Source organism: Sphingomonas sp. AC435, assembly GCF_979253005.1.
On sequence record NZ_CEEDCJ010000004.1, the window covers coordinates 194,639 to 216,933 of the forward strand.

11 protein-coding genes are annotated in these 22,295 nt (G+C 69.9%); 4 read left to right on the forward strand and 7 right to left on the reverse strand.

Annotated features, from left to right (window positions below; genetic code table 11):
* Positions 1-38: 38 nt before the first annotated feature.
* Together pspF and AC0CH8_RS10005 are read left to right on the forward strand one after the other, a co-directional pair.
* On the forward strand, positions 39-1,082 hold the full coding sequence (gene pspF, locus AC0CH8_RS10000) for a phage shock protein operon transcriptional activator (protein WP_204193011.1): 1,044 nt from the start codon (positions 39-41) through the stop codon (positions 1,080-1,082).
* 86 nt (positions 1,083-1,168) lie between these two features.
* Positions 1,169-1,777: a superoxide dismutase gene (locus tag AC0CH8_RS10005; RefSeq protein ID WP_465239753.1), complete on the forward strand. Its 609-nt coding sequence runs from the start codon at positions 1,169-1,171 to the stop codon at positions 1,775-1,777.
* 108 nt (positions 1,778-1,885) lie between these two features.
* On the opposite strand, the gene AC0CH8_RS10010 is transcribed toward AC0CH8_RS10005, so the two are convergent.
* Both AC0CH8_RS10010 and AC0CH8_RS10015 read right to left on the reverse strand, forming a co-directional pair.
* A complete protein-coding gene (locus AC0CH8_RS10010; protein ID WP_465239754.1) occupies positions 1,886-3,310 on the reverse strand; it encodes a methyltransferase domain-containing protein in 1,425 nt (474 codons plus the stop codon).
* Positions 3,311-3,380: 70 nt separating this feature from the next.
* Positions 3,381-4,013, reverse strand: coding sequence for an OmpA family protein (locus tag AC0CH8_RS10015; protein WP_465239755.1), 633 nt, complete (start codon positions 4,011-4,013; stop codon positions 3,381-3,383).
* A gap of 169 nt (positions 4,014-4,182) precedes the next feature.
* Between AC0CH8_RS10015 and tagH the strand changes: the two genes are divergently transcribed.
* Positions 4,183-5,145, forward strand: a complete 963-nt coding sequence (gene tagH / locus AC0CH8_RS10020; protein ID WP_465239756.1) for a type VI secretion system-associated FHA domain protein TagH — start codon at positions 4,183-4,185, stop codon at positions 5,143-5,145.
* Here tagH and AC0CH8_RS10025 read toward each other — a convergent pair.
* Together AC0CH8_RS10025 and AC0CH8_RS10030 are read right to left on the reverse strand one after the other, a co-directional pair.
* The gene (locus AC0CH8_RS10025; RefSeq protein ID WP_465239757.1) at positions 5,117-7,048 is read right to left on the reverse strand and encodes a serine/threonine-protein kinase; all 1,932 of its coding nucleotides are present in this window, start codon (positions 7,046-7,048) and stop codon (positions 5,117-5,119) included. The genes tagH and AC0CH8_RS10025 overlap by 29 nt on opposite strands.
* Positions 7,045-7,800, reverse strand: coding sequence for a PP2C family protein-serine/threonine phosphatase (locus AC0CH8_RS10030; protein ID WP_465239758.1), 756 nt, complete (start codon positions 7,798-7,800; stop codon positions 7,045-7,047). The genes AC0CH8_RS10025 and AC0CH8_RS10030 overlap by 4 nt, the downstream gene beginning before the upstream one ends.
* A gap of 120 nt (positions 7,801-7,920) precedes the next feature.
* Between AC0CH8_RS10030 and AC0CH8_RS10035 the strand changes: the two genes are divergently transcribed.
* On the forward strand, positions 7,921-9,261 hold the full coding sequence (locus AC0CH8_RS10035; protein ID WP_465239759.1) for a M23 family metallopeptidase: 1,341 nt from the start codon (positions 7,921-7,923) through the stop codon (positions 9,259-9,261).
* Here AC0CH8_RS10035 and AC0CH8_RS10040 read toward each other — a convergent pair.
* From AC0CH8_RS10040 to AC0CH8_RS10050, 3 genes are read right to left on the reverse strand one after another with little or no spacing between them, the layout of a single operon-like run.
* Positions 9,236-10,072: a lysostaphin resistance A-like protein gene (locus AC0CH8_RS10040; RefSeq protein WP_465239760.1), complete on the reverse strand. Its 837-nt coding sequence runs from the start codon at positions 10,070-10,072 to the stop codon at positions 9,236-9,238. The two genes, AC0CH8_RS10035 and AC0CH8_RS10040, sit on opposite strands and share 26 nt — an antisense overlap.
* 8 nt (positions 10,073-10,080) lie before the next feature.
* On the reverse strand, positions 10,081-13,269 hold the full coding sequence (locus tag AC0CH8_RS10045; protein ID WP_465239761.1) for a CHAT domain-containing protein: 3,189 nt from the start codon (positions 13,267-13,269) through the stop codon (positions 10,081-10,083).
* Positions 13,266-22,256 (reverse strand): two-partner secretion domain-containing protein, encoded by an 8,991-nt coding sequence (locus tag AC0CH8_RS10050; RefSeq protein ID WP_465239762.1) that lies wholly within the window; start codon positions 22,254-22,256, stop codon positions 13,266-13,268. The genes AC0CH8_RS10045 and AC0CH8_RS10050 overlap by 4 nt, the downstream gene beginning before the upstream one ends.
* Between the last annotated feature and the right edge of the window lie 39 nt (positions 22,257-22,295).

Below are 22,295 nucleotides of genomic sequence, written 5' to 3' on the forward strand. Positions count from 1 at the left end.
ACTTGCCAAGTGTCGGGATTTTGCGCCAACCATCGGCTATGGAGCGAACCAGTCAGGTCATCGGCCAATCGGGGGCCTTTCTCGACGCGCTCGAACGCGCCAGCCGCGCCGCCGCGCTCGACCGTCCGGTGCTCGTCATCGGCGAGCGCGGGACGGGCAAGGAACTCGTGGCGGAGCGTCTTCACCGACTCAGCCCGCGCTGGGATCAGCCGCTCGTCGTGATGAATTGCGCTGCCCTCCCGGAGACGCTGATCGAAGCCGAGTTGTTCGGTCATGAGGCAGGCGCCTTCACCGGGGCGACCAAGGCGCGGACGGGCCGGTTCGAGGAAGCGGACGGCGGCACGCTGTTCCTCGACGAACTCGGCACGCTGTCGATGGGCGCGCAGGAACGCCTGCTGCGCGCGGTCGAATATGGCGAGATCACGCGGATCGGGTCCTCGCGTCCATTGCGGGTCGATGTCCGCATCGTCGCGGCGACCAACGAGCATCTGCCCGACAAGGTCGACGCGCATGAATTCCGCGCCGATCTGCTCGACCGGCTGTCGTTCGAGGTCGTGACGCTGCCGCCGCTGCGCAGTCGCCAGAGCGACATCATGGTCCTCGCCGACCATTTCGCACGCCGCATGGCCGCCGAACTCGGCTGGGACCGCTGGGTCGGGTTCGGCCCTGCCGCGACGGAACAACTCACCAAATATCGCTGGCCCGGCAACGTCCGCGAATTGCGCAACGTCGTCGAGCGCGCCGTTTACCGCTGGGATGCGGATGGCCCGGTGGATCACATCGACATCGATCCTTTCGCATCGCCCTATCGTCCGCAGGGCCGGGGCGGGGCGACCGTGGCGCCGCCCGCGAAATCGACCGCCCCGGCCGCCGCCGAGGGTCAGGACGAGGAAGTCGTGGCTTGCAATGTTGGACCATCCGACTTCAAGAGCAGGGTGGCCTTGTTCGAACGCGATCTGCTCAGCCGCGCGCTGGCGGAGAACCGCTTCAACCAGCGTCAGACTGCGGAGGCCTTGGGCCTCTCCTACGACCAGTTGCGCCACGCCTTGCGGCGGCACGACCTGATCGGTGCGACCGGGTAGCGAACTTGTGGAGCGGACACGCGTTATGGGCCTAACCTTAGCCTAACCTTCCGCAGCTTTTCCCAATGTTTTCAATGGAGACGTACATGGCCTTCGAATTGCCCCCGCTGCCCTACGACTATGACGCGTTGGAGCCGACCATCTCCAAGGAGACGATGACGGTCCACCACGACAAGCACCACAAGGCCTATACCGACAAGCTCAACGAGGGCGTCGAGAAGGACGCGTCGCTCGCCGGCAAGTCGATCGAGGACATCCTCGCCACCGTGTCGAGCCAGCCGCCGCTGATCCGCAACAATGGCGGCGGCTATTGGAACCACGACTTCTTCTGGAAGACGATGAAGAAGGGCGGCGGTACGCCCTCCGGCAAGCTCGCCGAGGCGATCGACCGCGACTTCGGTGGCGTCGACAAGCTGAAGGAAGAGTTCAACACCAAGGGCGTGGGCCAGTTCGGCTCGGGCTGGGCATGGCTGATCGCGGACGACAGCGGCAAGCTGAAGATCACCTCCACCCCCAATCAGGACAATCCCTTGATGGACGTCGTGCAGGACCACGGTACGCCGCTGCTCGGCAACGATGTGTGGGAGCACGCCTACTATCTGACCTACAAGAATGATCGCGCCGCCTATCTGAAGGCGTGGTGGGACGTGGTCGACTGGGACACCGTCGGCCAGCGCTACGACGCGGTGGCGTGACCCTGCTCCCCTCCCGGATCGGGAGGGGACCGGACCTGAAAAGGAGCGGCCACGGGCGAGATGCTCGTGGCCGCTCCTTCGTGGGGCGACGATGAGAGATTGGTCGACCTAGCGCTGGATCAGGTGATTGCGGATCAGCGTCTTCAGCGCCTCCTCCGCACCGATGGTGTCGGCGTGCGAGGTTTGCAGCCATTCGCGCTCCAGCGTCGGCAGGTCCCGCGTGCCGTCCAGCAGCATCAGCAAGGCGCGCGCCGCCACGTCGTCCAACTTCAACATGCTGTGATCCAGCGTGACGACCACCTCCTGGCTACCCCTCACCATCGCCCGTGCCAGCGGACTGGCGCATGGCTCGTCCGACGCCGTTACGGCAGCAGCCGGTGCGCTGTGCAGCATGATGGCACCGGCCTTGTAGAGTTCGACCAGTGCCAGCAGCCGTTCGTCATCGTCGGCGGCGATATGGTCGGCGATGCGAACGTAAGCGGGCACTCCCGCCGCTGCCGCCGCGATCACCGCGGAGACCTGATCGTCGCCCACGGTGAACCCACCCTTGGACATTTCGAAGCGGCCCTGTCCGGTGGGTATCGCTTCGGTGCTCACCCACAGGCCATGCACCGCCGCCGTGTCCAGCCGACGTGCCGGAGCCGCCTCCGTTCGCACGAACATCGACTGCGCGAAGAACCGCTGAAGCTCATAGTCCAGCGCCTGCGCCCGCCGGACGATCGCCGACTCGTCGGTCGCCGTCTCGTCCTCGTCGTCCAGCAGCATCCCGCTACCCAGCATCGCCGGCTGGGTTTCGTTGAGATAGGATAGCCCATGCGCGTTGGCGACCGCGACGACATCCTTCAGCGCCTGCGGCTCGAACACCTCGCCGAGTTCATCGTGATGCAGCACCTCGGGTTGCTTGCGCAGGATGGCCCGGGCTTCCTCGCGCAAAGACCCGATGCCGGGAAGGTCCGGGTCGCGCGGTTGTCCGAACCGCGAAAGGTAGGAGCGGGCGCTGGACAGCCGCTTTTGTAGGTCGTCGATCCCCTCGATATGGTGGAGCACCATGTCGCGCAACGCCAGCCGGAGGTATCCTCCCGGAAGCGCGTTGTAACTGATGTAAGCGATACCGTTCGGGCTGAGCGTCCGGCCGATCAGCTTCATGATCGCGGTCCGCACCACGGCTGGAACCCAGGCATACACACCGTGGGCGATGATATAGTCGAACGTCTGGTCCAACGTCTCCGCCTCGGCGACGATATCGCCGACGCGGACTTCGACGTTCGGCAGTGCCAGCCGCTTCGCCAGCAACTGCCCCCGTTCGACGGGCGCCGCCGCCAGGTCGATGCTGACGAACTGCGCCTCCGGATACGCCACGGCGAAGGCGATCAGGTTCAACGCGTCGCCTCCTCCCAATTCGAGAACCCGCGCCGTTGCGATCGGCGGCGGGCTCATTCCATGCAGGGTCGCCGTCGTCGCCATCCTGTCCGGATGCGTCGATGCGATGATCGTCGTCGGATAACCGATGACGTCGTAGGCGTTGGTGCTCACGTCGGGCCTTCACCAGAGATCGGAACGACGCCGGCGGCAACACCGACGGCGCGCTTGTAACGTCGGGCTGTCAGCCTTCGCGGACGAATTCGACCCGGCGGTTGCCGGCGGCGCGGGGCGTCAGGCCCGGCTTGGGCTTGTCGAAGCCGAAGCCACGCGCGTCCAGCCGCTGCGCCTCGACACCCTGAGTGACGAGATAGTCGACGACCGACTGGGCACGCCGCTGAGACAGATCACGGTTGAACTCGCGGTTGCCGACGGCGTCCGTATGACCCTCGATCGCGAAGCGCATCGGCGCGAGCTGCGGCGACTTCATCGCGGCGGCAAAGGCGCGTGCCTCCGCCTTGGCCTGCGGGGTCATGTCGGCCGAGCCCATGTTGAAGGTGACCAGCATGTCCAGCCCCGATCCCGAGCGGCGCGCCGGCTGGCGCGTCGCGACCGGCCGGCGGCGTACCGGCGCATCCGCACGCATGGTGGCAGCCACAGGTGCGGCCGCCGGGCGAGCACCCGAAGGACGGGCGAGGCTGAACGCCTTCTCGTCGCCGACCTTGATCTTGCCGTTCACGGGCGGCGGAGGCGCATCGCAGGTATTTGTGACAGCGCAGATAATTTCGTCGGGCGTGTTCTTGGCCTGCTGAGCATCGGCACCTGCGGCGAACAAGGTTGCCGCGGTCATCGTCACGATCATCGTCGAAGCGCGCATGATGAAATCCCCCTAAGAATACAATGAAGTCTTGTCGTCCGACCGAGTCGGGTTGCGCCGAATATTAGCGGAGTGCTTGCTCGCGTACAATCGCGCCGACGAGCGTCGACAACAGGGCATCGCCGCCGCCGTTATTGCCTAACGGCACGCGACGGCTACACACGACGCAGTGCGGACACGCGGATTCGCCCGTCAGTTCGCCGACCCGAAGAGTGCCATGCCGCTGATCCTGACGCTTTGCCCCACCACCACCGGCCTCGTCCTGCCGCCCTGTCGCATCGGCACCGTCGACATCGTCATCGGCAGCGGTGTGGATGTCGATGTGCGACTGCCGGATTCGCAGGGTAAGATCGCGCCGCGCCAGTGCCAGATCGGCTGCCGTGAGGGCATATACCTCATCGTCGATCTCGGAGGCTTCGGCACACGGCTGAACGACCGCCCGCTGGATCGCCCCCAGAGGCTTTCGCCCGGCGACCGCATCGGTGTCGGCCCCTACGAACTGGCGGTCGCACCGGCGGACGCGGCGCCGAACGGGGGGCAGGCGGGCGGCCCCGTTGACGCCCTGCTGGCGGCGGCCGGGCTCGCGCGCGGCAAGGTGGCAGGCGACGATGCCGCGATCGTCCGAACGGCCGGCGTACTGCTGCGTACGCTGGTCGACGGGATGGTCTCGCTGCTCGCCGCCCGCGCGCGCGCGAAGGCGGAGATGGGGGCGGAGGCGACGGCGCTGGCGATCGGGGCGGGCAACCCGATGAAGCTGGCCCGCGACGGCGAGCAGGCGCTGGCGCTGCTGCTCGCCCCCGCCACCCGGGGCGTGATGCCGGCCCAGGCGGCGGTCGCCGACGCGTTCGGCGATCTGGAGGCGCATCAGGCGGCGACCCTGCGCGCGATGCAGGGAGCGATGGCCGCGACGCTCGATCGCTTCTCGCCGACCGCGATCCGCGCCCGCGCCGACCGCCGCGGCCTGTTGTCGCGCGTCCTGCCCGGATCACGCGACGCTGCTCTGTGGCAGGCCTATGAACGCGAGTTCGACGGCGTCGCCAAGACCTCGGGCGAGGATTTCATCGATACCTTCGCCCGCGAATTCCGCGACGCCTATCAGCGGATCAGTTCGGCAGCTCGTCCACCATCTTGAACCACACCATTTCCGCGCGCCAGCCGCCCTTGGCCGCGGCATCGGCGAAGCGCTTCCGCCATTCCGGGCTGCGCGCGCCGGCCCCCGTCGCGACGAGATCGTCGGAAAAGCCGCCATTCCCGGTCAGCAACAGAATGCCCGACCAGCCGGCGGCATCGGCATCGGCCTGGATGCGGTACTTGCCCCCGCCCAGGTCGGCGACCGGAAAGCCCGGCTTTTCCATCGCCTTGAACACCGCCGCATTCTCGATCAGCGGCGAGATGATGCCCTTGGGATCGAGGCCGTAGAGCGCGAAGTCCTTCACATCCGGCCCCAGCGTCAGGTTCAGCACGGTGCGTGCAGCGATCTTGCCCGCATATTCGCCGTCGCTGAGCTTGCTCATCTCGAAATGCCGTTGCGGCACGGCGAGGTGAGTCGCTGCGTCGCTGCTGCGGATCGCGCGGAACGCATCGAGCGAGCTGCACGCCTCCGCCGCGATCGGTGCGACCTCGGCGAAGTCGACGCTGGCGACGCTCGCGCCGGTCTTCTGCACGGCTGTCGACACGGCCGCTTCCGCCTGGATCGGCTGCCCCGCTACACCCGCCAGCGCCAGCGTCACGCCATCGGCAGTCGTCAACGCCTGCGTCACGTCGAGCCAGCTACAGCCCACGGTCGGCAGCACCGTCGTCACCGCGGCGCGCGCCTTGGCAGCCGCCGAGACGGATGGAGCGACCGCAGCGAGCTTCGTCGCCTCGGGCGCAGCCCCGCCGCCGCCGCCGAACGCGATGAACCCCACCGTACCGAGCAACGCCGCCGCCGCGACACCGCCGCCGACATAGTATTTGAGCGCGCCGTTCGGCTTCGTCGCCACGGGCGGGGCAGGCGGAGCCTTGGCCGGCTCCCGCGGCAGGACCGGGGCCGCTGCGCCACCACCCAGGCGGTCGAGCACCGCATCCATCGACCGCAATCGCTCCGCCGGGTTCGCAGCCAGCATCGCCGCCAGCACGCCGCGCAACGGCTCGTCGATATCGGACAGGTCGATGCCCTTGCGCCGCTTGTCGATCGCATCGACGAAGCTGCCGCCGAGATCGACGTTGCGCCCCCGCGCCACCGCGAGGATCACCAGCGCGAGGCTGTACACGTCCGACCAAGGCCCAACCTCGCGGTCGAAATCGCCAAGCTGTTCGGGCGCGACATAGGACAATTTCCCGGCGAAGCCGTCGCCGATGATCGTCTTCGATCCTGGATCGAGATCCTTGGCGATGCCGAAGTCGATGATCCGCGCGCGATCGAGGCGGCCGTCCTCCAGCAGCACGTTGTCGGGCGAAATATCGCGGTGGATCGCCCCCAGCATATGCGCCGCCCGCAACCCCTCCGCGAGACAGCGGAGCATGCCGATCAGCGTCGGCAGGTCGGCCTTCTCCCGCCCCAGCACGTCCGACAGGTTGGCACCGTCGACGAATTCGGTGACGATATACAGCACGCCGAGCTGCGGCTCCTGCGCCAGCACGCGGTATTGCACCAGCGCCGGATGCGACAGTCGCGTCAGCGTCTTCGCCTCCTTGCGGAACATCGCCTGGATGTTCGGATCGGCGGCGAGCGCAGGCAACATCACCTTGATCGCGACGCGTTCGTCGCTCGTGATGTTCACGCCCTCGAACACCTCGCCCATGCCGCCGCGCGCGATGAAGCGCTTGACCTCGAAGATGTGATTCAGGACATCGCCGACCTGAATGCGATCGCCGTCGAGGCGCGGCGCCATCGGGGCGAACGACGTGCCGAGCGACGTCACGCCGAGCGACGTCACGCCGGGTGGCGGTGCGGCGGGCGGAGCAGGGATCGGGGGCGCGACCGGTGGGGTCCCGCCACCGGACGGCATGAACACGGTGCGGTCGTCGTCCGGCGGGCCGTTGTCGTCGGTCATATTACGGCATCCGCAGGCTGGAAGATGAGCGCCGTCGTCTCGTCGAGCGCGACCGTCACGATCGTGACGTTGTCCGGTGCACCGCGTGCCAGACAATGACGGATCAGAGTCGCCGGCACGTCCGGCTGCGCGCGATCCAGCACCGCGGCGATCTCGTCGTCGGTCAGCACGCCGTGCAGCCCGTCGCTGCACAGCAGGAACACGTCGCCGTCCGCCGCCGTGTCGATCACGCTGGCGACCTCGACCGAGGGTTCGACGCCGACGGCGCGCGACAGCACGTGCCCCATCGGGTGCCCCGCCGCCGCTTCGGGTGCGATCAGGCCGCGGTCGATCATCTCCTGCACCTGGCTATGGTCGCGCGTCAGCCGGTGCAGGCGACCCGCGCGCAGCAGATACGCGCGGCTGTCGCCTGCCCACAGCACGCCGAATTGCCGATCGACGATCGCCAGCGCTACGACGGTGGAACCCATCCGCGCGCCCGCAGCGAGCGATTCCGAGTGGATCGCGCCGTTGGCTGCCAAAATCGCGCGGGTTGCATCGTCCAGCAGCGTCTCCAGATCGCCGCGCCGGCCGACCCCCGCCAGCGCTCCGGCGATGGTCCGCGACGCGCGGTCGCCGGCGGACAGCCCGCCCATACCGTCCGCGACCGCCCACAGGCCGACCTGACCATCGGCATGCCAGCTGTCTTCGTTCAGCCGGCGGACCGCGCCGACATCGCTGCCGGCCCGCCACTCGGTTCGCAACGCAGTCATCGCGCGGCCATGCCTGATCCCCCAAATCCCCGCATGAGCGGTAGCCCGCGTCAGACGGCGGTGCAATCCGCTCGATACCGCCGCCCGACCGCGCTATCGGGTTACAGGGGGGACTATTCGATGGCAGATGACGGCGGCACGCAATCATTCGATCCGCGCAGCTGGGTGAAGCCCGCGGCGCCGCCGCCGATCGCGCTGCCTCCTTCGCCGCCACCACTGCCACCGGGACGGCGGACGCCCATGCTGGCGCTCGGCGGTGCCGCCGCGTTGATCGCGGTTGGCGGCGGAGTGGCGTGGCTGTCGCGCGGGAAGCCCGCGGTCGAGGCGGCGGCTCCCGCCGTCGTCGCCGCCGCCAAGTCGGGGCCGGCGCAGCCGGGTACGATGCGCCGCACGCTCGTACTGTCGGGCCCGCAGGACCTGAAACCCGCGCTGATCGCCAGCGGCATCCCCGACGCCAGCGCCGACGCGGCGGTGGCGGCGACGGCGGGCGCGCTGAAGCCGGGCGAGATTCGCGCGGTCATCACGCTGACGCCGGGCGCGGCCGGCCCGACGCTGACCAAGCTGGAGGCATCGAACCCCGACAGTTCCGGCATCGTCGTCAGCGCGGACGGGCAGGGGGGCTTCACCGCCTCACGCATCGCGGCGAACCTGACCAGCCGCGTGATCGTGAAGCGCGGGACGATGGATGCCGACAGCTTCTATTCATCGGCGGTCGCGGCGGGGATCACCGACAGCCTGATCCCCGATTTCGCGCAGGCGCTGGCGTTCGACTTCGACTTCCAGCGCGAGGTTCACAAGGGCGACGTGTTCGAGGCCGCGTTCGAGCAGGAGACGGACCCCAACGGCAATCCGGTCGGGCCGCCGAAACTGCTCTACGCCGCGCTGACGACGGCGGACAAATCCGCCGCCGTCTATCGCTTCGCGCCGTCGGGCGAGGCGGCGGGCTGGTTCGACGCCAGCGGACGCAGCATCGTCCGCGCGCTGCTCCGGACCCCGGTCGAGGCGGCGCGGGTGTCGTCCAGCTTCGGCTTCCGCATCCATCCGATTCTGGGGTTTGCCAAGCTGCACAAGGGCACCGACTTCGCCGCGCCGACGGGTACGCCGATCTTCGCCAGCGGCGACGGTCAGGTGGAGTTCGCCGGGCCGAAGGGACCGAACGGCAATTTCGTCAAGCTGCGCCACGACAATGGCTGGGAGACGCTGTACCTCCACATGAACCGTTTCGGCGATGGCATCGCCACCGGCGTCCGCGTCGCGCAGGGTCAGCGGATCGGCGAGGTCGGCACGACCGGTCGCTCGACCGGCCCGCACCTTCACTACGAACTGCACATCGACGGCCAGCCGGTCGACCCGATGAGCGTCAAGACGGAAAGCGGGAAGACGCTGGCGGGATCGGCGTTGCAGGCGTTCACGAAGGAACGCGACCGCATCGACGTCAGCCGGACGCGGGAGGCGAGCTGACCGCGCCGATCGGCGGCGTCCGCCACGCGATCAGCGGCACGATCAGCGCCGCCAGCACGAGCGTCACGCCGACGCTGGCGTTCAGCCCCTCGGCCGACCCGCCCCACCACCGGCTGCCGACGAGGTCGAGGTTCATGATCGCGCCGAAGCTGCCGACCCCGGGATTGGGATCGAGCCCGAACAGCATGATCTCCGCCCAGTTCCACCCAGCATGCGCCGCCGCCGCGGCCAGAACGCCGCCGGTCCGAACCGCGATCAAGCCGAACAGCGCACCCGCCAGGAAGATATTGAGCAAGGTCATCGGGCTGCGCGCGCCGCCCGCGATGTGCAGCGCCGCAAACGCCAGCGCCGCGACGATCACGCCGGCGGCCATGCCCCAGCCGCGTGTCAGCGAAGGCTGCAACCAGCCGCGAAAATACACCTCCTCCGCGTTCGACTGGACAACGACGCCGAGCGTGCCGATCAGCAGCAGGCCGATGCCGTGCCCGCCACCTGCCTCGCCCGGCTGCACCAACCCGGCGATCATCGCCAGCAGCATCGCCAGCGTCAGCCCGCCGATCCCGACCGCCAGACCCGCCCCCGCAGCAACGCCGTTGCCGATCGCCAGCCGCCGCCGCTCGACCGCCAACCCGATCAGCGCCACCGCGATCAGCAGCCCGAACAGGACGAGGGTGAACACCGCCTCCATGCCCGCATCGCCCAGCGCGGCGAACCACGGGAAGGTCATTGCCGCGCCGAACCCCGTCTGCGCCACCAGCACCAGCACCGCCGCTGCGACGCACGCCGCGATCAGTGTCGCGAGCGCCCGCACCGGGGCATTCACTTGGCGGCCACGCGGGTTTTCGCCTGCGAACCGGTGGACAGCATCGTCTTGCTCGCATCGCCGACGAGGAAATACGCGCCCCAGAAATAGGGGTGCGAATAGTCCGGCTTGGCGATCGTGATCCGCTGCGCCGCCCGCAGTGCCGCACCGATCGTCGCGGTGCGTCCGGTCGCGTAGAAGGTGCGGATGAAGGCGTCCGTCTCCGCGGACGCCGGCACGTTCCAGTAGGTCGCCAGCACCGCGCGGGCGTTGGCGGTGATGAACGCGCGGACCAGCCCGTCGAGCGTCGCCGCCGACTCGTCCTGCCCCGACAACCGCCCGCCAAGCTGCGACACGCCGCTGGCGGTGTCGCAGGCGGACAGCACGACGAGATTGGCGTTCAGCCGCAATCCGGCAATCTCGGAGAAGGTCAGCAGCCCGTCCGAGGGGTAATCGCCCGCGTCCGCCGGGGGATCGAGCGAGGTCACCAGCGACGGCGGAATACGATGACAGTCGACCCGCATTTCCGGCAAGCCATGCGTGGCGAAATGGATGACCTGATAGCGATCGAAGTCGCCCCGCTGTCCCTCGGTCACCAGCGCCGCATCGTTGAAGGCGCGACCGGTGATTTCGGGCGCGTTCGGTACGCCCAGCGCGGTCGCGGCGATGCCGATCTCCGCCGCGCTGACCGGCCGGTTGGCGTTCATGATCTGCGCCAGCTCGCCGTAGCTGATGTCGCACCCCTGTCCGAAGCTGATCCGACGGCTGGTCAGTGCCGCCGATAGCGTCGCCGCCGGCGCATTCTGGCCGAACCCGATGAATGGGTTCGCCGCCGTCGACTCCGGCAGTGCGCGCGAGATCAGGAATGAACGCGCCGATAGCGCACCCGACAGTTGCGCCTGCGCGCCCAGAAACGCCACCTTGCTATAGTCGTTCGGCTGCGTCGCTCGCGTGGCGACATAACTCCTGACGCTGGCGAGGTCGGTGACGAGCACGCCGGCGGGCAGATTTTCCAGCGGCCCGGACGGATCGACCACGATTGCGTCCGCCTTCAGCAGTGCCGGCTCGGCCGGCCCCGCGATGAGCTTGAACAGCGTGAACGCGGCTGGCACGTCGAAGAAGGGCAGGCTGCCGCTGTCGTTCCGGATCGAGGTCCGCACCTTCGCCGCGATCCCGTCGACCTCCGGCACGGTGGCGGCGAGCGCGTAGACATAGGCCCGCTCGCGATCGATCACGATGCCATAGGTACGGCTGCGCAGCCGCGTGACCTTCAGATAGGCTTCGCCCGGCTGGAGCGCGCTTTGCACCTCGGCGATCGTTGCTGGCCGATCATCGACCGCGCGATAGCGCTGGTCCGCCGCCAGCGTGGCGTTGACGCTCGCCAGTTGAACCTCCGCGGCGCTGCGTTCCTGTTCCAGCGCGCGTGCTTCCTCGGGAGTGGCGGTCGCGAGTTGATAGCGGATGCGGACGACCTGCCGCTCCAATTCGGCGCGGTCGCGCACCTTCGCCCCCAGCGGGCCATCGGCGGTCACGATCCGCTGCAACTGCGCGACCTGCCGCGCGATCGCCGGCTCCCCCACCGCCTGGATGGCGCGGAAGAACCGCTCCTCCACCGCCGCGATCGGGGCTGCGGCATCGCGGTCCGCCAACAGGTCGAGATAGGTTTCCATCGCCGGCGGCACGATGCCGCCCGCCGCGCTGGAGGCGATCAGCGCCTCGACGGACGCGTCGAAGTCGGCCAGCACCTTGGTCTGGTCGGCGCCCGGCTGGCGCGCGAAGAGGCTGGCGCGTTCGAGACCGGTTTCCGCGATCAGGGGTCCGGTCGCGCCGCCGGGCGTCTGTTGCCCGACACTGCCGCGAGCGCCGGCACGGGGCGCCAGCAGGCAGGTCCGCGGGTCTTCGGGCGCGACGTTCTGGAGCGTCGCCAGCGCGCAGTCGAAATGCGTCAGTGCCGGCCCGATCCGCCCCGCGCGGGCTTCGACGCGGCCGAACTGGCGCTGGATTCGCGCCTTGATCGGGATGATCGCCGCCGGATCGACGCTCCGCTGGAGTTGCGTGACGTTCAGGACCGCACGTTCCAGCGCGGCGCGCGCCCGCGCGGTGTCGTTCGTGGCAAGATAGGCGACACTGCGCGCCCATTGCCGCTGCGCCTCCAGCAGCAGGCGCGACAGTTGCGCGTTGTCGCCCGTCGCGATCGATGCCGTCGCGCCGTTGCCGGCGCTCGGCTGGTTCAGGTCGGCAAGCACTGCCGGGTCCTTCAACGGCTGCCCCACCGATTCGCCGCCGCCCAGCGCATCGACCGCCGCCTTGAAGTCGCGCCGGTTGATCAGATCCAGACCGCGATAGGTCGCGCGCTTCGATTCGAGGAAGGCCGCGCGGTCGATGTTGGGCTGCTGCGCCAGCAATGCGCCCGCGCGCTCCAGATGCTCGCTCGCGGCATCGAACTGGCTGATGTTCGAATCCGCCAGCCCCGCTTCCAGCTCCAACTCGACCCGGTTCAGCGGCGGGGTGCTCGCCGGCAATCGGCTGAGTGCGTCATTCAGCAGGCGCGATGCCTCCACGTATACACCGCGCTGGTTGAGCGCGATGCCCGTCTGGAGCGCAGCGGTCGGGTCGATCTCGCTGAACGTAGCGGTGGATGCTGCCGCCTTGGGGGCGGCCGGCACCTGCGCCGCGGGGATCGACGCGACGACCGCCACGTCGCGACTGGCCGGCGGCGGTGCGACGCCGGCGGCCGTGCGCAGCGCTGCCTCCAGCGGCCCGAGCGCCGTGGCGGACGCCGCCCCCAGATACTGGACTCCGCCACGCTCGAACCGGATCGTCGTCACCGGCAGGCCGAGCGTGGCATCGATGCAGGCGCGGGCCTCGACCGGCCCGACGCCTTCCATCGCCACGGTCACGGCCGCACCGCAGCGCGTCGTGTCGACCGCGGGGATCGCGACGCCCCGCACCGCCAACACCGAACCCTGCGGACGGCTGGCCGCGACGCCGCGACAGGTGATCGACCACGCGCGGTCGAACAGGCTGCCAATTCGTGCGTCGTTCCACGCCCGCGTCGCCGCACACGGTTCGCCGTTCGCATCGCGACCCAGCACGAAGCTTTCCGGCGGCACCGTCATCCGCGCCTGAAGCGGGGCGGAACCAGGAATTGCGCCACCCAGCGCCGCCAGCGTGGCCAGACCGTGACGAACGTCGACGCGCTTCACTTGGCATCTCCCACGGGCGGGCAGGGGGTATCGTCGGTTCCGCATTCCTGATCGGTGCTCGGTACGTAACCGCCGATGTCGGAGAACAGCGCTTCGTTGTTCGTGCCCACCAGCGGGTCGAACGGCAGCGACAGGTCGTCCGCGGTGCGGAAGATTTCCGAACGGCTGCTGTCGAAGATGTTCAGCGATGCCTGCGCTATCGAGGACGACAGGCATCCTCCGCCCGCCGACCCGATCACGCAGCCATTGGCGCGGCTGTTCGTGCGGCTGACCGCCGCATCGACGGCGATCGCGTCGCCGCCCAGAAGCGATGTCGCGGTGCTGCCGATGCCGTTGATCGTGCCGAACAGCGCGAACGCGTTCGGCGTCGCGCCGCCGTTCGCTACCAGTTGCAGCGCACCGCTCGTCGGTGCACCGGGCGTCGTCCCCAGCACCGCGCCCGTCGTGTCGCCGGCGCGCCCGGTATTCTGGAACAGTGCGTATTGCGAATAGCGGACGATCAGCGACCGTGCGGTCAGCAGGACCGGGTCCGTATAGCCGGGCTGGCCGGTGAAGGATGCGTTGTACAGGGTGCTGTTCGGCTGCGCGACATAACGGCTCGCGACCTGATCGGAGCCCAGCGGGGTGCCACCGTTGGCGAGGCCGATCGCCGACAGGAAATCGGCATCCAGCCCGACGCCGATCCGGTCCGCTCGCAGATCGAGCGTGGCATCACCGACGAGCAGGCGTCCACCGCCGCCCTGCGTCGCAGCGATCCGGATCACGCCGGCCCGACCGCCCGACCCGTCCGCCGCCGCCGCAACACCGTCGCCTCCCAGAACGATCTGCCGGGCCGCTCCCGACCCGATCGCCGTCATGCGTCCCAGCACGTCGAGCCGGCCCCCCGTCCGAACCTCGAACCGGTTGGCGCCGGTAGTCACGCCGATCGCCAGCGCGCCGATGCGGACATCGCGACCGCGCGAGTCCATGACGAATGTGGTGGCCGCCATCCGACCGACTTCCGCGGTCGAGAGATCGAAGCGACGCCCAGCGAGATCGAACTCCGCCCGATTGTCGGCGGGCGAGTCCCCCAGTCGCGTCGCGCCGCTCGCCGCGATGTTGGTCAGGCGGATCGTGTCGGCCGTCACTCCGCCTGCCAGCGTGACGTCCTGAGCGGACACCGCGATCGTCCTGCCCGTGGCGGCGACGGTGCCCAGCGCAGCCGTTTCACCAGCGGCGATCGTCACGTCGCCCCCGGCGGCCCGCACGGAACTTGCCCCCGCCAGCGCGATGTCACCGCTCGACGTCAGCGTCACGCCGGGTGCACCGGACGCCAAATTCAGGGCCGCGCCTCCGGTGATCGCGCCGCCACGCGCCGTGATCGTCACGCGGCCGTTCGCCGTCTGGCGGGCGGTTGCCGCTGACCCGAGCGCTACGTTGGCCGCATCGATCGCGTAATCGCCACCCGCGCTCAGATCGCCCGCGACGCTCACGAGCCCGTTTGCGGCCAGAGTGACGTTCGCCGCGACCGATGCCGTGCCCAGCGCGAGGTCGCCGCCCGTGGCGGTCAGCGTCATCCCGCCACGTGCGGCCGTTGCGCTGCCGATCGCGACGCTACTGCCGGTCGTCGTCAGCGTCTGTCCCGCGATCAGCGTGGTCGCCGTCGTGGACCCGGCCGAGCGTGTCCGAACGGTACCCGTCGCGTCCGCCGTGCCGATCGCGAGCGTGCCGCCTGCGGTCAGCGCCGCATCCCCCGCGACGGTGAGGCTGCCGATCGACGTCGATCCGCCGCTGGTAATCACGGCGTCGCTGCCGCTCCGAGCGGTGACGAGGCGCGCATCCCCGGTGCTGGTCACGGTCAGCGCACCACTCGTAACGCCGTCGTTCAGCGTCAGCGCACCGACGCGGATCGTGGCCGTCGCAGCGCTGCGCAGGCGGTCGATCGTCGCCGTACCACCGGCGTCGATCGTTATCGCCCCGGTCGTCGTCGCCACGTCGCCCACGGTCAACGTCCGCCCGGTCGCTACGGTCAGGTCGCTGCCGGTCGCGATCGTGCCGAGGCTCATGTCCCGCGCCGCATTCAGCGTGGTCGTCGTGCCGGCCGACGCTGTCGCCACCGTCAGATCGCTGCCGGCGCGGATGTCGATCGCACGCGCCGCCGCCAATGTGGTGGCGGTCAGGGCATCCGAGGCGAGCAAGGTGATCGCCCCGCCTTCTGCCCGGACGCTGCCCAGATGCGCCGCGCCAGCCGTCGCGGTCAGCGCCACGTTTCCAGTCGTCGCATGCGCAGCATCGATCGAGAGACTGCCGGCATCGGCCGACAGGCTTCCACCCGATGTCAGATTCCCCGCCGTCAGCGTCAGCGCGCGAAGCATCGTCGCGGAACCGCTGCTGAGCGTCCCGATCGCCAGCGCACCCGCGCCGGCAATCGCCTGCGCCGTCGTACCGGCGCTGCCCGACGTCAGGGTCAGGTTGCCGCGCGTCGCCGTCAGATCGATCGCGCCGGTCCGCGCCGTCGCGTTGCGGATGTCGATCGCGCCGCCGCGCATCGTGAGGTCGTTGGCAGCGATGATCGAATCCGCGACGATCGCGTCGCCTGCGGTCAGCCGCACGCCGGCGCCCCGCGATTCGAGCGAGCCGATCGCGGCGCTGGTTCCCGCCGTCAGACGGACATCGCCGCCAGCAAACCCCTGCGTCAGGCGGACATCGCCGACGCTCGCGATCGTCAGCGTTCCCGCCGTATCCACCGACCCGATCGCCACGCGGTTCGCCGAAACGTCGACGGCCCCGGTGCCGGTCGCCGCCCCGATCGTGGCAAGCCCGTTGCTCGCCGTCACGCTCGTCGTAGCGCCTCCGCGGGCCGTGCTCACTGTCAGGTCACCGGCGGTCGCCGTCAGGCGCAGCGCGCCGCGTTCTGCTGTTACCGTGTCGATGGCGACGCTGCCGCCCCCGACATCGATGGAGTCCACCGCATGAAGCGTCGTTGCGAGCAGGTCGCCATCTGCGGCGATCGTCAGGCTGGCGCCGGTATCGACGCTGCCGATCGTCGCCCGAGCCGCGCGAATGTCCGCCGCGCCGCCGCTGGTCAGGGACCCGATCGTCGCAAGTCCACGCCCCGCGGCGATGGTCGTCGCTCCACTCGACCGTCCCACGCCCAATGTCAGATTGCCGGTCGTCGCGGCCAGCCGCAACGTGCCTGCGGTTGCCTCTGCCGAGCCGATGTCCACGACACCTGCCGACGCCTCCAGATCGCCGGCCGCCGTCAGCCGGGTCGCGTCCAGAGCACCGGCCGTCGCGATCAGCAGCGGGCCGGCGATGTCCGCCGTTCCGATCGCCATGTTGCCGCCGGCGGAGAGCGATGTGGCGGAGCCTGCCGTGACGGTTTGCAGGCGACTGGCGGCCGCGCTGACCGTCGTGAGTGAACTTCCCGCGACCAGGGTCGTCGCGTCGATCCGGTCGGCATCGAGCACCATCGACGTGCCGCTCGTCGACGAGCCGATGCCGACCAGCCCGCTCGCCGTGATCGAGACGCTCGATCCCGCTATCCCTGTGCCCAGCACCGCGTCGCCGCCTCTGGCGATCATCGTCAGCATACCGGTGCGGGCCAGACCGCTGGTCAGGTCGATCGATCGCGCGGACACCGCAAGGTCGGTGCCCGCATCGGCCGTGGCGAGCAGAGCGGCCCCCGCCGCATCCAGGGTGATCGCCCGGGCCGCGGTCAGCGTCGTGCGGGTCGCGCCGACGATGCCCCCGATGTCGCCGTCGGCGTTCGAGATCACGATGCCGCCGGTCCGGCTGACGGCGCGGTCCAGCCCGATCGTACCGACGCCGCCGATGAACGGGACGCCCAGTCCGCTGCGCAGGCCGATATCGCCAGCGGCATCGATCGATCCCACCACGATGCCCACCGACGTTGTGCCGGCCACGTTGCGACGTGCCATCACGGACACGTCTCCGGCCAGGCTCGTGATGGTCTCGGCCGTGACGTCTCGGCCTGTTATCGCCACACCGCCTTGGCCGGTGACGGTCGCCAGCCGGACAACGCCGCCGGTTGACACCGTCTCATTGGTCGAGACCGTCACGGTGCCACCGCTGCTCGCCAGCGTGGCCGAACCGAAGCCGCTCCCGCCGGATCGACCGGTGATGTCGCTCGTCGCGGTCGCACCGATCGCTGCTGTCGCCGCCGCGCGGTCGAACCGCAGGTCGCCCACGGCGTCCAGCATGATCGAACCGGCGGCCGCATCGACCGATCCGACCTCCAGCGTGCCACCCGTGCTGCGCAACGTCGCACCGGTTCCGGCCCGCGCCGCGCCGATCACGGCGCTCGCGCCGTTAACGTCGATCATGCCCCCCGACAGCAGGTCGGTCGCGGTAAGAGCACCGTCACTCGCAAGGCGGATATCGCCGCCACTGACCATTGTTGCGACGGCCAGCAGCGCACCCGCAACCCCGATGTCCAGCGTGTCGACGACCGTCGCGTTGCCGAGCGATACCGGTCCGTCGTGACGGAGCGTCGTGGCGGTCAGCCCCGGATCGTAGGACACCAGTGATCGCGCATCGACCCGGTCGAGCGAGATCGTATCGCCAGACCCGGCGGCGACGCGGATCGCCGCCACCCGCGTCGGACCGCCCGCGGCGAGCGAACTGCCCGCAGCGAAGTCTATTCCCGCCGACGAGCGCAAGATCAGGTCGCCGCCGCTGCCGTCGATGTCCGACGCGAGCGCCAGCCCGCTGCGCCCGACGATCGCACCGCCCTGCGACAGGATGTCGATCCCACCCGTCGCCGTCTGGTCGATTGCGGTCCCGGTCAAGCCCAGCGTCACGGATCGTCCGGCCACGCCGTACAGCCGGCCAGCGCTCACCGTGTCGATCATTGCCGTATCGCTGCCGGCGGTCACCATCACCGCGTCACCAGTGATCGCGCCGAGTTGCGCCGTCCCGAACGCGGAAACGGCGACATCGCCGCTCGCGGTCAGCCTTGCCCCATCGTAACTGGTCAGCAATCGGCCGTCGGTGGCGGGTGCAGGGCGGGCGAGCCCACTCACCGCGCCCCCGGCGGTAATCAGGATGGCGCCGGTGGTCGCGTCTACGCTGCCGAGCCGCGCGTCGCCCGCCGCCTCGATCGTCGCCGCGCCGCCACGTGCCGACAGTGCCGTCGTGACGATGTCGCCGCTGCCGATCGTCCTCAGCGTCGTCGCCCCGCTCGCCGACCCGTCCGCCAGGACGATCCCCGCCACGCTGGTCTGCGCGCGATTCGCCGCAGTCATCGTCAGCGCCCTGCCGCGCGCCGTCGCCGTTCCGAGGCGGATGGCGCCTGCGGACGCCGCGTTCAGCGGATCGCCGGCCACGATCGTCACCGATCCGCCGGCGTCTACGGAGGCCGCGTCCAGAAGCGTTCCCGTCGATACCAGCACGTCGCGCGCGTCGGCCCGCAGCAGCGTGGCGGTGGTGGCCCCCGATACATTGGTGACGAGGGTCCCTGCCGTGCTCGTCACGGACCCGAGTGCGGCATCGGTGGTGCTGCCGATCGTGATGTCGGAGCCGGCGGTCAACGTCGCAAGCACGCGCAACGCACCGGTCGTCCCGCTTTTGTCGAGGACAGCGGTCGTGCCGGCTGTGCCGCTGCCCAGTTGCAAGTCGCGCGTCGTCGCGGTCAGCGTCAACGCCGTACCCGCCATCGCCGTCCCGATCGAAAGCCCTCCCGCCGAGGCGTTGGCGGACCGGTCGGCGGCGCCTCCGAACGTGCCGGACGTCAGCGACGTGAGCGTCAGATCGGTCGCGGCCCGTATGTCGGCACGCGCGCCGGCGGAAACCACGCCGACACCCGCGATGCCGCCATCCTGCGCGATCAGGGTGACGGCGCCCATCGGGCTCACCGCCGCTCCGCTACTTACCAGCATGATGCCGTCACGCGCGGTGACCGCCACGTCGCCGTCGGCCTGAAGACGCCCGCGCACGGTCACGTCGCTGCCCGCGCCGGTCGTGGTCAGACCTAGCCCTTCGCCGACGCCGCTGACGGTGATAGCACGGGCCAGGATGTCGCCCGACGTACTCGCCTGCAACGCGCGGGTCAGCGTCACCGGACCGTTCAGGTCGATCGTCCCCGTCGTCGTCAGGGGTGAGAACACCGTCCCGCCCAAATCGACCGACAGGAGCGCCCGGGCATCCACCGCGCCGAGCCGCAGTGTTCCTCCCGGCGATCCCAATCTGATCCCGATGTCACCCGTCCGACCGACACCGCCCGAAACCAGCGTGTCGGGCGCGAACAGGATGTCGCCGCCCGTGGCATCGAGCACCAGCGATCCCGCGCCGCCACCCGCGGCGCTCAGGGCCAGCGACGCTTGCCCGACGATCGATCCGTCGCGGGCGGTGATCGCGATATTGCGAAGGGCGGTCTGCGTGACGGGCGTGCCGGCGCCCAGCAGGACGCTTGCGCCCTCCACGGCGTAATCGCGGCCCGCCGCGATGCTGCCGGTGACGCTTGCCTGCGTATTGCCGCGGACGAGCAGGTCGCCGCCGATCGCGGTCGAGCTGCCCAGCAGCGCCGTCGTCCCCTCGGCCACCAGCCTCGCGCTACCGGTCCGAGCCTCGATGCTGTCGATCGCGAAGCTATTGGACGTGACGGTCAGGTCGCTTGCCGCGATCAGGCGCGCGGCGGTGACCGCCCCCCCGGCGGTGACGACGACGTCGGCGTTCACGCTCTCCAGCGTCGCGATATCGATCGCGCCGGCCGCCTGCGCGGTCACGCTCGTGCCACCGCGATAGGTGCCGGTCAGCGACAGGCTCTCCCCCGCGTCGAGCAGGGTCGTCGTACCCGACCGGCCGCTTCCCAACTGCAAGGCGCCACCCGCGCGACTGGTCAGCACCAGCGCGCCGGTTTCGGCGATGGCCGACCCGATCGCGACGCTGGCGCCGGCTCCCGACAGAGTCGTGGCGGCGTTCAGCGTCGTCGCGGTCAGTCGGCCGGCGGCATCGATGTCGATCGCGCCGGCATCGATCCGGCCGATCACCGCCGCACCGGCTGCGTTCAACGTCGCCGCCCCGGCCGCGAAGCCGTCGGTCAGTCGCAAACTGCCCAGCGGATCGCTCGTCGTGATCGCAAGGTCGGTGCCGAGCGCATCCACCGTCCCCAGGTTCGTGCCGGTACCGTTGACGGTCACACTCGTGCCGCCGGTAACCGCGGTGGCCGTCACCACGCCGCCGCTGGCCGACAGCCCCACCGCGCCCGATGTCGCGGCCGCGGTACCGATGGTCAGGTCGCCGGTCGCCGCCGTCAGCGACAATGCGCCGGCGCTCGCCGTGGCCGTGCCGGCGTCGATGGCGCCGGCACCGATGGTGGCGCCCGTGGCCCCCCGGATCGCGGCTAGCAGGGCAGGGCCTGTCACGGTGACGTCCAGGGCACCCCCGGCCGTCAACGTCGCCCGCGTGCCGGCACCGACTCCCGAAACCGCGCCTCCCAGCACGCTCAGGTCGCTGCCCGCCAAATTGGTCACCGCCGTGTCGACGCGGGTCGCAACGGCACCGTTCAACGTCATCGCGCCCGCGGAGCTCGCCGCGCCGATCGCGAGTGTCCCGCCGCTCGACACCAGCGACATCGTCCCGCCGGTCGTGATCGCGCTGGTGCCGGTGATATCTCCCGATGCGGCGCCGCTGATGGCACCGGAGGACTCGATGGTCGCGAACGCCAGCGCACCGGCACCGGCGTTCAACGCCGTTCCGCCCACGCCGGCGACCACGGTTCCCAGCGACACCCCGCCGGCCGTTGCCGTCGCCCCGACCGAGTTGCCTGTCGCCGAGCCGAGCACGACATCGCCGGTGAGCGAAGTGGCCAGAATGGCTTGGCTCGCCGCGAGCGAGGACGCGAACGGCGCTGCCCCGCTGCCCGCGCCGATGCCGCCATTGCTCGCCAGCCGGATCGCCCCACCCGCGCCGGTCGCGGTCAATCCGCTGTTGAGCGCTGCGCCGCCCAGCGCCAGCGACACGGTGCCGCTGTTCGCCGCCAGCGGCGCTCCACCGGGACCGCCGGCGAATGTGACACGCGCATCGGCAGCGGTGTCGCGGCCGGCGATCAGCACGATGCCACGGTCCGTCGCGACCGCCGTCGTCGCCGTGACGGCCGCACTCATGTCGAGCACGGCATCGGTCACCGTCTGCCGCGTCGCGGCGACGAACAGTGCCGAGCGTCCGCCGATCGTACCGCTCACGACCATCGGGCCGTTCGTCGTGACGCCGCCGGTCGTTACGGTGCCCAGCGATGTGCCTTCGCGCACGGTAAAGCCGAGCGGGTTGGCCGCATCGTAGGTCAGGGTCACGTCGCTCGCCGCGACGAGCGCCACGTCGCCGGCCGCCGCGATCGTGCCGGCGCTGTCGATGCGCGCGCCGATCAGTGCGACTTGGCCAAGCTGGTCCGCCGCGATTCCCGTGCTCGTCAGGTTGGCCGACGATGCGACGGTGATCCCCGCCGTATTGGCGGGATCGGCGAAGATGTAATTGCCCGCCGCGAAGTTCGTGTCGCTGATCGCCAGCGTGCTCGCGATCAGTCCGCCGACATTGACGACGGCATTGTTGCCGAACACGATGCCCGAGGGGTTGACGATGTACACCGCGATGTTGGCGGCACCGTTCAGCGTGCCGTCGATCTGGCTTCGCGGGACGATACCCAGCAGCCCGGTCACCCGGTTCAGCATCGTCATTCTCGATCCCGCGGCGGGGCCGGTCCGCGCGTCCGAGATCGTCACCGTCTGGCCGGTACCGATGTTGAAGCTCTGCCAATCGATGATCGTGCCGGTCTGCGTCACGCCGATAGCATCGGTAGCTAGGCCCGGAGTAACGCCGGTGGGGCTACCGATCAGCGTGCCGACCGGTGCCACGACGGGCAGATCCTGCGCCCGGGCGGCCGTCGTCGCGAACGCAGCCAGGCAGCCGCCCAGCGCGGTCGTCAGCACCAACCGACCGCGCAGACGCCCAGGGAGGCGGAGCGGGGTGGGGGCGGGCCGGCTGCGGGTCATGGGATAATCCTTGGGTTTGCGCCGTCTGAGTGGTGGGTG